The sequence below is a fragment of the Pseudomonas sp. Pseu.R1 genome, assembly GCF_045764065.1.
GTDB lineage: Bacteria > Pseudomonadota > Gammaproteobacteria > Pseudomonadales > Pseudomonadaceae > Aquipseudomonas.
On the sequence record NZ_JBJGEE020000001.1, the window covers coordinates 5,147,471 to 5,161,159 of the forward strand.

Annotated in this window: 11 protein-coding genes and 1 pseudogene; 6 read left to right on the top strand and 6 right to left on the bottom strand. The window is 60.2% G+C overall.

Annotated elements, in window-relative coordinates:
• Positions 1 to 15 precede the first annotated feature (15 nt).
• Entirely contained in the window at positions 16 to 936 is a 921-nt protein-coding gene (locus ACI5GA_RS23485; RefSeq protein ID WP_404640125.1) for a LysR family transcriptional regulator, read from the top strand.
• 170 nt (positions 937 to 1,106) lie between these two features.
• On the top strand, positions 1,107 to 2,213 hold the full coding sequence (locus ACI5GA_RS23490) for an alkene reductase (RefSeq protein WP_421424438.1): 1,107 nt from the start codon (positions 1,107 to 1,109) through the stop codon (positions 2,211 to 2,213).
• A gap of 147 nt (positions 2,214 to 2,360) precedes the next feature.
• On the opposite strand, the gene ACI5GA_RS23495 is transcribed toward ACI5GA_RS23490, so the two are convergent.
• The 4 genes from ACI5GA_RS23495 to ACI5GA_RS23510 form a co-directional block, all read right to left on the bottom strand.
• Complete coding sequence (locus tag ACI5GA_RS23495) at positions 2,361 to 3,353, bottom strand: zinc-dependent alcohol dehydrogenase family protein (RefSeq protein ID WP_421424439.1); 993 nt, start codon at positions 3,351 to 3,353, stop codon at positions 2,361 to 2,363.
• A gap of 105 nt (positions 3,354 to 3,458) precedes the next feature.
• Complete coding sequence (locus ACI5GA_RS23500; protein ID WP_404640074.1) at positions 3,459 to 4,670, bottom strand: MFS transporter; 1,212 nt, start codon at positions 4,668 to 4,670, stop codon at positions 3,459 to 3,461.
• A gap of 41 nt (positions 4,671 to 4,711) precedes the next feature.
• A complete protein-coding gene (locus ACI5GA_RS23505) occupies positions 4,712 to 5,830 on the bottom strand; it encodes an alkene reductase (protein ID WP_421424441.1) in 1,119 nt (372 codons plus the stop codon).
• Positions 5,831 to 5,871: 41 nt separating this feature from the next.
• Positions 5,872 to 6,981 carry a Gfo/Idh/MocA family protein gene (locus ACI5GA_RS23510; protein WP_404640078.1) on the bottom strand — a complete coding sequence of 370 codons (1,110 nt, stop codon included), beginning with the start codon at positions 6,979 to 6,981 and terminating at the stop codon, positions 5,872 to 5,874.
• 304 nt (positions 6,982 to 7,285) lie between these two features.
• Between ACI5GA_RS23510 and ACI5GA_RS23515 the strand changes: the two genes are divergently transcribed.
• Complete coding sequence (locus ACI5GA_RS23515) at positions 7,286 to 8,194, top strand: LysR family transcriptional regulator (protein WP_404640080.1); 909 nt, start codon at positions 7,286 to 7,288, stop codon at positions 8,192 to 8,194.
• Here ACI5GA_RS23515 and ACI5GA_RS23520 read toward each other — a convergent pair.
• The gene (locus ACI5GA_RS23520; RefSeq protein ID WP_421424444.1) at positions 8,133 to 8,516 is read right to left on the bottom strand and encodes an EthD family reductase; all 384 of its coding nucleotides are present in this window, start codon (positions 8,514 to 8,516) and stop codon (positions 8,133 to 8,135) included. The genes ACI5GA_RS23515 and ACI5GA_RS23520 overlap by 62 nt on opposite strands.
• Positions 8,517 to 8,531: 15 nt before the next feature.
• A complete protein-coding gene (locus tag ACI5GA_RS23525; protein ID WP_421424446.1) occupies positions 8,532 to 9,425 on the bottom strand; it encodes an NAD(P)H-binding protein in 894 nt (297 codons plus the stop codon).
• Between the two features lie 272 nt (positions 9,426 to 9,697).
• Between ACI5GA_RS23525 and ACI5GA_RS23530 the strand changes: the two are divergent.
• The 3 genes and pseudogenes from ACI5GA_RS23530 (at position 9,698) to ACI5GA_RS23540 (ending at position 13,511) form a co-directional block, all read left to right on the top strand.
• Positions 9,698 to 10,810 (top strand): annotated as a pseudogene (locus ACI5GA_RS23530) (NADH:flavin oxidoreductase/NADH oxidase).
• 35 nt (positions 10,811 to 10,845) lie between these two features.
• On the top strand, positions 10,846 to 11,616 hold the full coding sequence (locus ACI5GA_RS23535; RefSeq protein WP_421424449.1) for an SDR family NAD(P)-dependent oxidoreductase: 771 nt from the start codon (positions 10,846 to 10,848) through the stop codon (positions 11,614 to 11,616).
• A 236-nt stretch (positions 11,617 to 11,852) separates the two neighbouring features.
• Positions 11,853 to 13,511, top strand: a complete 1,659-nt coding sequence (locus tag ACI5GA_RS23540; protein ID WP_421424451.1) for an ABC transporter substrate-binding protein — start codon at positions 11,853 to 11,855, stop codon at positions 13,509 to 13,511.
• Positions 13,512 to 13,689 lie beyond the last annotated feature (178 nt).

Consider the following 13,689-nt stretch of genomic DNA (forward strand, 5'->3'; position numbering starts at 1 on the left):
TCTGGAGCGCTCATGCTGGACAGTCTCAGTGGCATCATGGCCTTTGTGCAGGTCGCAGAAACACGCAGTTTTACCGAAGCCGCCCGTTTGATGGAGATTTCGTCCTCCGCGGTGGGCAAGAGTGTGTCGCGCATGGAAGAGCGCCTGGGCGTGCGTCTGTTTCACCGCAGCACCCGCAGCGTTACCCTCACCGCCGAGGGGGAGCTGTTTCTGGAGCGTTGCAAGCGCATCATTCAAGAGGCCGAGCAGGCGGAAATCGAGCTGTCGCAGTTGGCGGATGAGCCCCGCGGCAAATTACGCATCAGCGTACCGTTGCAGAACACGCTGATCTTTCCGCTGCTGACCGGTTTCATGCAGGCCTATCCGCAGATCGAGCTGGACGTGGACCTCTCGGATCGGATGGTGGACGTGATCGAGGAGGGCTTCGATGCCGTGGTCCGGACCGGGCAGCCATCGGATTCGCGGCTCATGGCGCGCAAGTTAGGGGAATACAAGCTTGAACTGGTGGCCTCACCGGCCTATCTGGCGCGTCGTGGTCGACCGACGCATCCGGACCAGTTGCGCAATCACGCCTGCCTGCTGCACAAGTTTCCTGCCACCGGTTCCCTTGAACGCTGGCCGGTGCGCGACCCGGACGCCGATAGCGATCCGGAACTGGGCAGAGTCATCGCGTGCACCACCACCGACGCGCTCACCCACATGGCGCTGGAAGGGCTGGGCATCGCTTGCCTGGCGGACTTCTCGACGATTCAAGCGCTGCGGGACGGCAAGCTTGAACGTGTGCTGCCGGAATTCACCGACCATCGGGGTTCGCTGTGGATGCTCTGGCCGTCCGGCCGCAACGCCACGCCCAAGCTGCGGGTGTTGATCGACTATTTCAAACAGCACATCGCAGCGGTGCCTCAACCCCGACGTGAAGATTCGGTAACACCCTGACGATGTCACCGATAGATGGGATTACAGCCGAATAGTCCGAATTGTTGTGACGGTTGGGCTGTTTATCTCGTTCAGGAAAAGCCTTGTACTGGCGGCCAGCGCCCGACCCGTGAAAGCCATGCTGACTTTCGGGCGGGCAAGCGTCTTTTCCCTATCCGAACGAGGCAATCATGTCCAAGCTCCATTCGCCGGTCACCATCGGCCCATTCACGTTTTCCCACCGCGTCGTACTGGCGCCTTTGACCCGCATGCGTGCCGAAGAGGGTGCACGTCCCGGTCCCTTGATGGCTGAGTACTATGCACAGCGCGCCTCCGAAGGCGGCCTTCTCATTAGTGAGGCGACCATCGCGGCGCCCAATGGCAACGGCTATCTGGGCGCACCGGGCCTGTTCGACGACAGCCAGATCGCCGGCTGGAAACAGGTCACCGACGCCGTGCACGCCAAGGGTGCGAAGATCTTCTTGCAGCTCTACCACGCAGGTCGTCAGTCCAACAGCGAAGTCCAGCCGCAGGGCAGCATTCCGGTCGGACCATCGGAAGTGCCCCATGGCGGCGTGGCGTACACCCAGGAAGGTTGGGTGCCGAACACGCCTAACCGTGCACTGACGATCGAGGAAATTGCCGAACTGGTCGAGCGCTTCCGCACCGCAGCCGAACGTGGCGTCAAAGCCGGTTTCGACGGCGTCGAACTGCACGGCGCCAACGGTTATCTGGTGGACCAATTCCTTCAAGACAACAGCAACAAGCGCACCGACCGCTACGGTGGCTCGTTCGAAAACCGCGCGCGCTTTTTGCTGGAAGTGACGAACGCGCTGATTTCAGTCTGGGGCGCCAACCGCGTCGCCGTGCGCCTGGGTCCAAGCGGGACGTGGGGAGATATGGGCGATGCTGATCCGGAGGGCCTGTTCACCTACGTCGCTCAGCAATTGGCGCCGCTGAACCTGGCGTACCTGCACCTGATCGAGCCGCGTATTCTGGGCAACGTCGAAGATGAAAACGCCGACCCTGCCCCGGTGGCCGCACGAATGATACGCAAGCATTTCCCGGGCGTGATCATCGCGGCGGGTGGTTTTGATGGCGACGGCGCAGAGGCGATCATCCGTGCTGGCGATGCCGACCTGGTGGCGTTCGGTCGTCACTTCATCGCCAACCCTGATCTCCCGGAAAGGCTGCGTCTCAAACTTCCGTTGAACGCCTATGACCGTCCGACCTTTTTCGGCGGCACGGAAGTCGGCTACATCGACTATCCCTTCTACGAAGCTGCCGCTGTAGTGTGATCCAACAGCGGTACAGCCCAGCCGACGGCGATCTATCGCTGTCGGCTTTTTTGTGCGTGAAGGACAAGCGCAATCACCCGCCAGATATCGCCCAATAAAAAGCCCGATGGTGTGCATCGGGCATTGAAAGGGAGGCGTGGGATCGCGTTAGCTCACAGTGACCACGATACGGCCAAGGTGCAGATTCTTCTCCAGTTCACGGTGCGCCTCGACCATCTCGTCGAAGGCGAATGTCTTGGCAATCACAGTGCGCAGTTCGCCCGAGTGCAAACCCTTGAATACGTACTCAGTCGCCTTGCGCTGACGTTCGGGGTCGGTGGTGGTGCCGAACAGGTTGTAGCCACGAATCACCAGGGACTTGGCGATCATTGTCAGCAGCGGTAAAGGTGTGATGTCCTCGCTCAAGGCGCCGTAGATGAACACCGTGCCCCCGACGCGCAGCGCTTCCAGCAGTTTGGGGAAATTGGCGCCCCCGACAGGCTCGAACACGATGTCCGCGCCGCGACCTTCGGTGATGTGGTTGACCGCTGACACCAGGTCCTCCTCATCGGTCACGATCACGTGACTCGCACCCGCGGCCAGCAGTTGTTCGCGTTTGGCGCGGGTGCGTGTCAGCGCGACCGGAATGCCGCCTGCGGCGCGAACCACTTGCAGTGTGCCGAGGCCGACCGAGCTGGAGGCCGCTGGCACCAACACCACATCGCCGACGTTGAGCTGGCCGTTCTCGATCAGTGCGCCATAGGGTGTGATGAACACATTCCAGATAGCAGTGGCCTGTTCGAACGACACCGAATCAGGCAGCTTCACCACGGCATGGGCGGGCGCCAGCACTTCTTCGCCGTACAGGCCGTAATCGTTCAAGGAGAACGACGGCACGGTGCTGACCCGGTCGCCCACAGCGAGGTGTTCGACGCCCGCACCAACGGCGGCGATCACGCCCGCTGATTCATACCCCAGGCGAGCCGGGAGTTTGACCGGTTCGACATAGTTGCCTTGTCGCCACATGGATTCGGCCCGGTTCAAACCGATGGCGCGGACCCGGATCAGCACCTCGTTTGCGGCCGGGGTCGGGGTTTCAATGGTTTGATAGCGCAGCACGTCTGGGCTGCCGTATTCGGTGAAATGGATAATGCGAGGCATGAGAATCTCCAGGGATGGACAGAAAGGAAGCGACGGCTCGCCCAGAACAAGGCGAACCGTCAGGGTGCCCTCGGGGTGGAGGGCGATCGCGAACGCGGGTGTGCTTCAGACGGCACACACCAGCGCTGCACTGCTCGACACTTTTCGACGAATCAGCAGGTGCAGAATCAGACCGGACACTTCACAGCCCGCCGCCACCCAGCCCAGTGCCGTCACGGAGGCGAAGCCCAGTGTCAGCGAACCGAGGGCAGCGCCCAGCGAAAAGCCCAGGTACATGAATGAGGCATTGAGGGACAGCGCAATGGGCGTCCCTTTGATACCGGCGATGCCGATCAGGCCAGCTTGCTGCGCCGGATAAAACGACCAGTGAGCCACGCCCCACACCAACACCCCGACCACGACGGGGACCAGTGCCTGATCAACGGAAAACGTATCGGCGCTCAGAGACAGGATCACGAACGAGATGATCATCGCCGTCAGGCAATGGGGAATGACCCGGCGCGCGCCGAGACGATCCACCAGTTTGCCGCCGACGATCACACCGACCCCGGCGGCCACACCCCAGGCAAAAAACACATACCCGACTTGACTGCCCGTCAGTGACGTCGTATCGACGATGAACAGCGCCAGGTAGGTGTAAACCGTGTACGCGCCGGTCGCCCAGAGCGTGGTCACCAACAGGCTGAGCAGAATGACCGGGCGGCGGGCTGTTTCGAGTCGTTCGCGCAATGAGGCCACTGGCAAGCCGTGGCCGATGTCGGCAGGCAGCCCCACGATCAGGCCAAGGCTGGCCATTGCGGAAAGCGCCGCCACCCCGGCGAACGTCATGCGCCAGCCCAGATACTCACCCACGACGGAACCCAGCGGCACACCGAACGCAACGGCGAGGGTGATGCCGCCGTTGACGATGGCCAGCGCCGTGCCGCGTTTGTCAGGACCGGCGATGGCGCCCGCCAGCGCGTTGGCCCCCGGTACGAACAGCCCTGCCGTAAACGCCAGCAGCACCCGGGCGAACATCAGCACCCAGTAGTCAGGTGCCATGAAGGCAATCAGGTTCGCCAGGGTGAAACCCAGCAGGGTGAAAATCATCAGCGTTCGGCGGCTGACCCGGCCCGTCAAGGCGGTCAATATGGGCGAGCTGAAGGCGTACGCCAGGGCGAACACGGTCACCAGTTGGCCGGTGGCGACGACAGTCGTTGCCAGGTCGGTGGCAATATCGGGTAACAGCCCCGCGAGCATGAAGCTTTCCGTACCCACGGCGAAGGTGCCCAGTGCAAGCCAGTACAAGGGCACGAGTGAAATCGATGAGCTGTTCATCGGCGTGATCCTTCTGAAGAGTCGGCGCTAGAAAACGGCAGTCACCGGCCATTTTTTTCAGCGCCGTACTCGGGAAAGTCGATGTAGTGCTGTGTCGTGCCACCCCAGAACGCGTCGCGCACATAAGGTGTCAGCGGCCAGTCGTGGCGCAGGCGCTCAGGCAGGTCCGGGTTGGCGCTGAAGTGACGACCGAACGCCACCAGATCAGCCGCCCCGGATTGCAGAATCGCCTCGGCACCTCCCCGATCGAAGCCGCCGGCCGCGATGATCGGGCCGTCGAAAAAGGGGCGCAGAAAGGCTGCTGCCACGGGTGGGCGGTCGGGCTCGATTTCATCGGTGCCTTTGATGCGCGGTTCAATGACGTGCAGGTAGGCCAGCCCATATTCATTCAGCCGGCGCGCGAAATATTCGAAGGTGGCTTGCGGGTTGCTGTCGGAAATCGAACCCCACTGACCGCTCGGCGACACGCGAACGCCCACCCGATCCGCACCCCAGACCGACACCAGTGCATCGAGCACCTGCAACGGGAATCGCACGCGGTTTTCGATGGGGCCGCCGTACTCATCGGTGCGTTTGTTCGTGCCGTCTTGCAGGAAGGTGTCCAGCAAGTAGCCGTTCGCGTTGTGCAGCTCGACGCCGTCAAAGCCTGCGTCCAGTGCTCGCTGGGCGCTTTGCCGATAGCTTTCGACCAACGCCGGCAGTTCGTCCTTTTCCACTGCACGGTGCGGCGAGACCGGCACCCAGCCGTTTTGAGTAAAGGCGTTGGTTTCAAACGGCACGACCGAAGGTGCAATGGGCGGTTTGCCGTTGCTCAAGTCGCTGTGAGACTGACGGCCGTCATGGCCGAGTTGCAAAAACACCACGCCGCCCTTGGCGTGCACGGCCTCGACGATAGGTTTCCAGGCGTCCCGATGGGCATCGGTGTAGAGGCCCGGCGCCCCGAGGTAACCCCGGCTGTCCGCTGAAGGGTGAGTGGATTCGACGATCAGCAGACCGCCTCGGGAGGCCCGTTGTTCGTAGTAGCGCTGCATCATTTGACTCGGACTGTCATCGCGGTCCGCGCGCAGCCGGGTCATGGGCGCATGCACCACGCGATGGTTGAGGCGATAGGGGCCAACAATGGCGTCGGATAACAGCTTCAATGGCGATGAAGAGGTCATGGGGATCTCCAGAATGGGTCAGGCAACCGGGGATAGAGAATTCAAAGGGCGAGCAGTGCTCGACGGCCGGTCTGCGATGAGGTCAGCACACCATCGAGCAGCTTGTGCATGCGCACGGCGTCCTGAAACGTCGCCGCCGCATGAGTGCCTTCGGCAAGGTCCTGGGCATAAACGTGATACAGCTCGGCCAGTTCAAGCACCGACGAAGGCAGGTCCGCAGACGGCAGGCGCGAATAGCTGGCGGGAATGGGCAGCACTTCCAGCGGTAGGTGATCGCCGTGCGCGCCTTCGATCACGTAGTCCTGCCCTGTATCACCGAACGCCGAGACGTTGGTGATGCGCAAATCGCCTTCGTGGCCGGTGATTTCGATCTGTACCCCGGAGCCGTTGCGCTTGCCGCCTTCGATATGAACCGAGAGCAAGGCGCCGTCTTCCAGTTGCCCGGCGAGGACCATTTGATCCGGTGCGGTACTACTCAATCGTTCGCCGGTTTCTTTGATAGTGACGGTGTCGAACTGGTTGACCATCAGTGCGCTGACACTCACTGGCCAGCCCATCGCGGTGAATAGCATGTCGAGAAAGTGACCGGCGTAGATCGAAATCACGCTGGAGAAGTTCTCCACCGGTACGGTCCAGCGCAGCGCGTTGGGGCGCAGCGCCTGGAAGTAATTCATGCTCACGTGGATGCGCACCGAGCGCACTTTTCCGACGTAGCCTTGTTGCAGCAAATCCTGCAAATAGCGGTTATGCGGTGCATGGCGACGCTGCAAGCCGACGAGGGTTCGCACACCTGCCTGCCTCGCCAGGCAGGCCAGCTCCTGAGAGACCGCAGTGCTGGTGGTCAGCGGCCACTCGCAATACACGTTCTTTCCAGCAGCGATAGCGGCGCGTACCGCCTCTTCGTGCTGTGGGGCAATCGTCAGGACCACCACCAGATCGACCTCGGGGTGGTTGACCAACTCATCCAGAGATTCAGCCACATAGGGAATGTCCCACTGCGCCGCCGCGACTTGCGCACTGTCCAGCCGCTGGCTGTAAACGGCACTGATGGAGTATTGAGGCAGCAACGAGAGCACGCGGACATGGCCGTGCATGGCCCAGTTGCCAAGACCGACCAGGCCGACGCGGATGGGGGAAGCAGAAGGGCGCATGGCGAACTCCAGAGATTCACGGAACAGGCTTCGAAGTCTAGGGAGAGAGAAGAAGGGGAAAAACAGGCCAGATATCCAAACATTCCGGACAAAATAGCTTTAATGGATGACTGCTGGGTCGATAAGCAGCGAAGCGGAGCGCGCAGGTCGGCGGGCGATTGCAGCCTTTTTGTCCGATGTGTCTGGAGACATGGCCGGTTTTTTCGGGCACGTCGATTGCCTACCCTGCGGGCTTTCTCACCTGATGGGACGAGACCTGAATGCGCATGTCATGTTTCTTCTCCGCTTCGCAGGAGGCCTGCCCATGGACCTGTTCTTCGCCATGAAAGTGTTCACCCGAGTGGTGGAGTCCAACAGCTTCACCAAGGCGGCGGACACGCTGCACATTCCCAAGGCGTCAGCGACCATCGCTATTCAGCAGCTCGAAGCCCACCTGAAGATTCGGCTGTTGCAACGCACCACCCGCCGCCTCGGACTGACGCCGGACGGCGCAGCGTATTACGAACGTTGCGTGAGGATTCTGGCGGACATCGAAGAGGCCGAACATGCGCTTGTGGCAAAAGCGGACACGCCTCGCGGCACCTTGCGCATCGACATGCCGACATCACTGGGCAAGCTGCTGGTGTTGCCGGGTCTTTACGACTTTCATCAGCGCTACCCCGACATCGCGCTGATGGCGGGCTTTGGAGACAAGCCCGTGGATCTCATTCAGGACAGCGTCGATTGCGTGATTCGCGTGGGCGAATTGCCGACATCCAACATGGTGGCACGACGCATTGGCCTCTACCGGCCAGTCACGGTGGCCAGCCCGGATTACCTGACGCGCTACGGCATGCCCACGGCGCTGGACGACCTCAAGCACCATGTCGCCATCAATTATTTCTGGGGACGCCATGGCAAGCTGATGAACTTCAGCTTCACCGTCGATGGCCAGTTCGTCGAGACGCTTTTGCGAGGCAACCTGGCTGTGAACGACACGGAAGTGTGGATGAACGCTTGCTTGAGAGGGGTGGGGATTATTCAGGCGCCGCGGTTTATGGCAGCGCCTTATCTGGCGTCCGGTGAACTGGTGGACGTATTGAACGCCTACGTTCCACCGTCCATGCCGATTTCAGTCGTCTATCCGCAAAACAGACACCTTTCACCGACGGTCAGGGTGTTCGTCGACTGGATCGCCGAGCGGTTTGAGCATCATCCGCTCTTGATGGAATGAACCCTCCCTCCAACGCAACGACTTCGCTGATCTGATACACCGGCAACGCGTTTGTGAAGTTGGCGATGTCGTTTTCCAGTTCCTCGCCATGGGGCGCAATACCGGCTTGAAACGCTTCGACGGATTCACAGTAAAGGTGACACATGCCGACGTACAAGGGCGTGCTGTCCGGTTCCATGCCCGACAGTCCCTTGTCGATGCTGTAGGAGAGGAGGTAGGTTCCCAGTCGCTTTTTCACCAGCGGCATGTGCACGTCACGGTAATAACGGTGATTGAAGTGAACGTCGCGGCCGAACGGGTACATCACACTGATTTTGATCACGTCAGCACCTCTGGGTCAGCGGCTTTTATAAATGGCGGCGAAACGTTTGGCGAACGCTTCGATAGAGGTGCCACCAAACGGCGCCTTCGTTTCGAAGAAGTGTTCGAACAGCAGGCCTTTGTCGAGGGTGTCGAACATTTCGACGTAATCATTTGCCGCCCCGTTGGCGAAACCGTAACCCAGCAGCACCTGGCGGAAATCCTCTTTCTCGAACTTTTCCCATTTCAGGTGTGGGATACCGATTTCCTGACCGATCAGCGCAGCAATTTCATCGGTGCCCGTGAGGTCGCTGATCACGTACTGATAGGTATGGCCCTTGAAGTTTTGTGTGGCCAGCGCCGCCGCCGCGATGCGGGCGATGTCTTCGGGGTCGACGACCGTGAATCGCCCCTGAGGGATTGCGAACATGTTGCCCATGTGACCGGATTTTTTGATCAGGTCGATGGACAACAGCAAGTTAGTGTAGAAGTAGCCCGTGCGCAGGCTCAGCACGTTCACGTCGGAACCCAATGTGTTGAGCACATCTTCCGCCAGGCCCATGCCGCTGATAGGGCCGGCATCCGTCTGGCGATCAGCACCGTAGCTGCTGAGGAACACCACGTTTTTAACGCCCGTCGCTTCGATGGCAGCTTTGAAGTTGTGCGCGTACTCGGTGCTTTGTTTCTTCTGGTCTTGCGAGTTCCACATCGGCGGCAACATCAGGTAAACCCCATCCGCCCCTTTCAATGTGTCTGTCAAGAAAGCCACATCTTCCATGTCGCCAATCGCGGCGTTCGCGCCTTGTTTGACTAGCGCGGCGATGTTTTCGGCGTTGCGACTGACGACACTGACTTGATGTCCAGCCGCCAGAAGCAATTCGGTCAATGGCCTGGAGACGTTACCGGCGCTGCCTGTTACGACGATTTTCATATGAGTATCCCGTAGTGAGAGAAGGTTGCCGCATTCACTGTGATGAGTGCGGCAGAGGTGGAGCGACAATACGGGGACGATGAATCGGGATAAATCGACGTACACGTTAAACAGAATTCATTCGGGCCAAACAATGCCTTGATCGTCGGATGGACAGAGCAACGATGGAATAACAGACAAAAACGCCGAAGTGACTGGACCGTTACACCGTTTATTGCGAATGGGGCATCGCTCATTCTGCAGGCCGTTACCTTCTGATCAACGGGGTCCTCATGAACGGTCTGTTTTCAGCATTGCAAGTGCGCGGTCTCACGTTGCCCAACCGCATTGTCGTCTCGCCCATGTGCCAGTACTGCGCAGTCGATGGTTTGGCTAACGCCTGGCATGTTGCACACCTTACGCAACTGGCCATTTCCGGTGCCGGTATGCTGACCATCGAGTCCACAGCGGTTGAACCCGAAGGGCGAATCACCCCCGGTGATCTCGGGTTGTGGAGCGATGACACCGAGGCGGCGCTCGGCACGGTCATTCAAGCGATCAGGGACCATTCGCAGATCCCTGTCGCCCTGCAGCTGGCCCACGCCGGCCGCAAGGCCTCCAGTTACGAACCGTGGCGCGGTGGCCAGCTCATCCCTGTTTCAGAGGGCGGGTGGAAGACCGTCGCACCGTCCGCGATACCTCACAAAGAGGGCGAGGCGGCGCCTGTCGAACTGACGAAAGCCGACATCGTGCGCCTTCGTGATGCTTTCGTCGCCTCGACCCGGCGCGCCGTCCGTTTAGGTGTGGATGCGCTGGAACTGCACGGCGGCCATGGTTACCTGATCCACCAGTTCCTCTCGCCGATCGCCAATCAGCGCACCGACGAGTACGGTGGGTCGCTGGAAAATCGCATGCGCTTTCTGCTGGAAGTCTTCGACGCCGTGCGCGACGCCTGGCCAGAAGATCGCCCGCTTGGCGTGAAACTCTCGGCGTCCGATTGGATGGAGGGCGGGCTGGACATCGAGGCGACGGTGGCCATTTCTCACGCCCTGAAAGCGCATGGGGCGGATTGAGTGGTGTCGTCCTCGGGCGGTATTTCCCCGATGCAAAAGATCGCGCCTGCCCCCGGCTATCAGGTGCCGTTCGCTGCAAAAGTGAAGCAAGAGACCGGGCTGCTCTCGACCGCCGTGGGCCTGATCACCGACCCCCGTCAAGCCGACGAGATCGTCCGGTCGGGCAAGGCCGACCTGGTGGCCATCGCCCGCGCGATGCTCAATGGCCCCCGTTGGCCATGGCGGGCGGCGGCAGAGCTGGGCGCCAAGGTTGCAGCCCCCCCGCAATACTGGCGCGCACTTCCCCAAGGTCACGCCGACATTTTCGAGAACCCCGTATTTGGCGCCCGTTGAGCGGGTGCGAGACGCTGAACCCAATCTGGAGAATCATGATGAGCAGCCCTGTGAACAACAGCAACGATACGCCGGTAGCACTGATAACAGGCGCGCTGGCAGGCATTGGCCGAGCGACAGCCATCGCCTTTGGGCAAGCGGGCTACCGGGTGGTGATTTCGGGGCGTCGCGACGACGCGGGGCAAACGCTGCTCGCGGAACTGCAAGCGCTGGGCGCGCAGGCAATTTTTCAGCGTGCGGATGTGCGCGATGAAAGCGAGATCGAACGTCTCGTTGATGTGACCGTTTCCACGTTTGGTCGATTGGACGCGGCTGTGAATAACGCGGGGGTGGACGGCAAGTTCGCACCCATTCAGGAAGTGACACCTGCCGAATACGAGCAGGTGTTTGCCGCTAACGTGCTGGGCACACTGTTGTCGATGAAGCACGAAATGCGCGTGATGCGAGCGCAAGGGTTCGGCAGCATCATCAATCTGTCATCGAGCATGGGCATCAAGGGCGCGCCCAATGCGTCCCTGTACGCCGGCAGCAAACACGCGGTGGAAGGGATCACTAAATCGGTGGCTTTGGAAGCCGCGCCGTTTGGCATTCGGGTCAACGCCGTGGCACCTGGCCCTGTGCAAACCGAAATGTTCGATCGGATTGCCGCTGATGAGGCAGGAAGAGAACGCATGATCGAAGGTGTGCCGATGAGGCGCATCGGCACAGCGCAGGAGATTGCTCAAATGATCGTCTTCGTGGCCTCGGGGGCGGTACCTTTCATGACCGGCGAGATCGTGCGCGTGAATGGCGGCAAGACGGCTTGAGGGGTGATGACATTTGACAGGAGGCCAGCCGATGGCGAATGCCGAATGGATCGTGTTGAGCTGTCAAACAATGGGTTGCTTGCTGGTGCGTGCTACTGCGTTAGATCTGAACATGTCTGCAAGGCCACACTTCGCCCCCAACAGGGCACGCGATTGCTGGCACCCCATCTGTGATGCCACAATGCCGCTCCTGCCTTGCTCGCTAAACGATAAGCGCGATTCACGGACCCTCCACTATGCCCAGCCTCCGTAGCGGCTCTAATACGCCAGGTCAGCCGGATAAACGTCTGTCGGGTCGGCTGCGTCGGCTGCTGTGTTTCGTGCTGTTGTTCCCGGCTCAGGCGGCTTTGGCGAGCCCGGTTACCCAGCAGAATGGTGCCGTGCAGGTGATTGATATGCAGCTGCGCTGGAAACATCAGTTTCAGTTCGCCGGCTACTACGCTGCCGTGGCGCAAGGCTATTACCGCGAAGAGGGGTTGGACGTACGCATTCACGAAGGTGGTCCTAACGTCACACCCGTCGAAGAAGTGCTTTCCGGGCGTGCGCAGTACGGTGAGGCCAACAGCGAGTTACTCTTCGCTCGCCTGCATGGAAAGCCTCTGGTGGCGCTGGCGGTGATTTTTCAGCATTCGCCCTCGGTGCTTCTGGCGCGCACCGACAAAGGTGTTCGCACCGTGCACGACCTGATCGGCAAGCCTGTGATGTTGATGGATGCCCAGACCGATGCCGACTTTCTAGCGATGTTCCGCAGCGAGGGGATACCCCTCGAAAAAATGCAACTGCTGCCCAGCAGCTACCAAATTGAGGACTTGGCCAGCGGCAAGGTCACGGCCTTCAACTCGTACCTGACCAACGAACCCTTCTACCTGCAACAGCGTGGTGTGGACTACAACGTGATCTCGCCCGTCACCTACGGGATCGACTTCTACAGCGACATCCTGTTCACCACCCAAGCCGAGATCGATGAGCACCCTCAGCGGGTCGAGGCTTTCCGTCGCGCGACGCTGCGCGGCTGGCGTTACGCGATGGATCACCCTGAAGAAATCATCGACCTGCTGCTCAAGCAGTATTCGGTGGAGAAAAGCCGCGCTCACCTGGCGTTCGAAGCCCAAGCCATGCGTCCACTGGTGCAGTCCGACTTGATCGAGATCGGCCATATGAATCCGGGGCGCTGGCAACGTATGGCTGAAACCTTCCTCGAACTGGGCATGGTCGACAGCATCGACGGTCTGGAAAACTTCATCTACGACCCCAACCCGCCACAGCTCGTCGAGCGGCTGCGCAAGACGATTATCCTGATCAGCATCGGTGGCGTGCTGATCCTGATGTTCACGCTGGTGCTGTTGAATGCCCAGCGCCATCTGCGCAAAGAGATCAAGTTGCGCAAACTCGCCGAAGAGGAGGTCCGCAAGCTGGCGTTCTATGACAGCCTGACTGGCTTGCCCAATCGCAACCGTTTTATTCCCTTCGTCACCCAGAAATTGCTCGGCGCCAAGAGCCGAGGAGAGCATCTGGCCCTGTGTTATATCGACTTGGATAATTTCAAGCAGATCAATGATCGTTTTGGCCACCAGGCGGGCGACGCCGTGCTGATCCATGTCGCCTCGGCCATCAAACCCCATATTCGCGAGTTCGAAATTGCCGCGCGCATGGGCGGCGATGAATTTGTCTTGCTGCTCGACGGCGCGCATCACAAACACGATATCCAACGCATCACCCAGGACATCTGCAAGGCTATCGAGCGGCCCATGCCTTGGAGGGACAACCAGATCCAAGTCAGCGCCAGCCTTGGTGTGGCCTGGTATCCGGAAAATGGCGAACTCCTCGACGAGCTGATGTTCAAGGCCGATGCCGCCATGTTCCAAAGTAAAGCCAGTAACGCTGCGCAAGCCTGAGGCTTGTTTACGAGCTGTTCTGCGGTATGGGCGCTGACAGCGAGCACGGCAAACGAAGACACGTTATACATATCCCCCGAGACTTGCCCTGAAGGGTGTCCAACGGACCATCCAGAAAGAAGGGTTTCAGCAGTTTCTCACGGCAAATGCAGGCCCAACGCAGGGGGAGAACCTCTCT

Coding starts and splice junctions, on each gene's coding strand:
- ACI5GA_RS23525 (WP_421424446.1), bottom strand. CDS start 9,425: ATGAAAATCGTCGTAACAGGCAGCGCCGGTAACGTCTCCAGGCCATTG.
- ACI5GA_RS23505 (WP_421424441.1), bottom strand. CDS start 5,830: ATGACCTCTTCATCGCCATTGAAGCTGTTATCCGACGCCATTGTTGGC.
- ACI5GA_RS23490 (WP_421424438.1), top strand. CDS start 1,107: ATGTCCAAGCTCCATTCGCCGGTCACCATCGGCCCATTCACGTTTTCC.
- ACI5GA_RS23535 (WP_421424449.1), top strand. CDS start 10,846: ATGATGAGCAGCCCTGTGAACAACAGCAACGATACGCCGGTAGCACTG.
- ACI5GA_RS23515 (WP_404640080.1), top strand. CDS start 7,286: ATGGACCTGTTCTTCGCCATGAAAGTGTTCACCCGAGTGGTGGAGTCC.
- ACI5GA_RS23510 (WP_404640078.1), bottom strand. CDS start 6,981: ATGCGCCCTTCTGCTTCCCCCATCCGCGTCGGCCTGGTCGGTCTTGGC.
- ACI5GA_RS23500 (WP_404640074.1), bottom strand. CDS start 4,670: ATGAACAGCTCATCGATTTCACTCGTGCCCTTGTACTGGCTTGCACTG.
- ACI5GA_RS23495 (WP_421424439.1), bottom strand. CDS start 3,353: ATGCCTCGCATTATCCATTTCACCGAATACGGCAGCCCAGACGTGCTG.
- ACI5GA_RS23540 (WP_421424451.1), top strand. CDS start 11,853: ATGCCCAGCCTCCGTAGCGGCTCTAATACGCCAGGTCAGCCGGATAAA.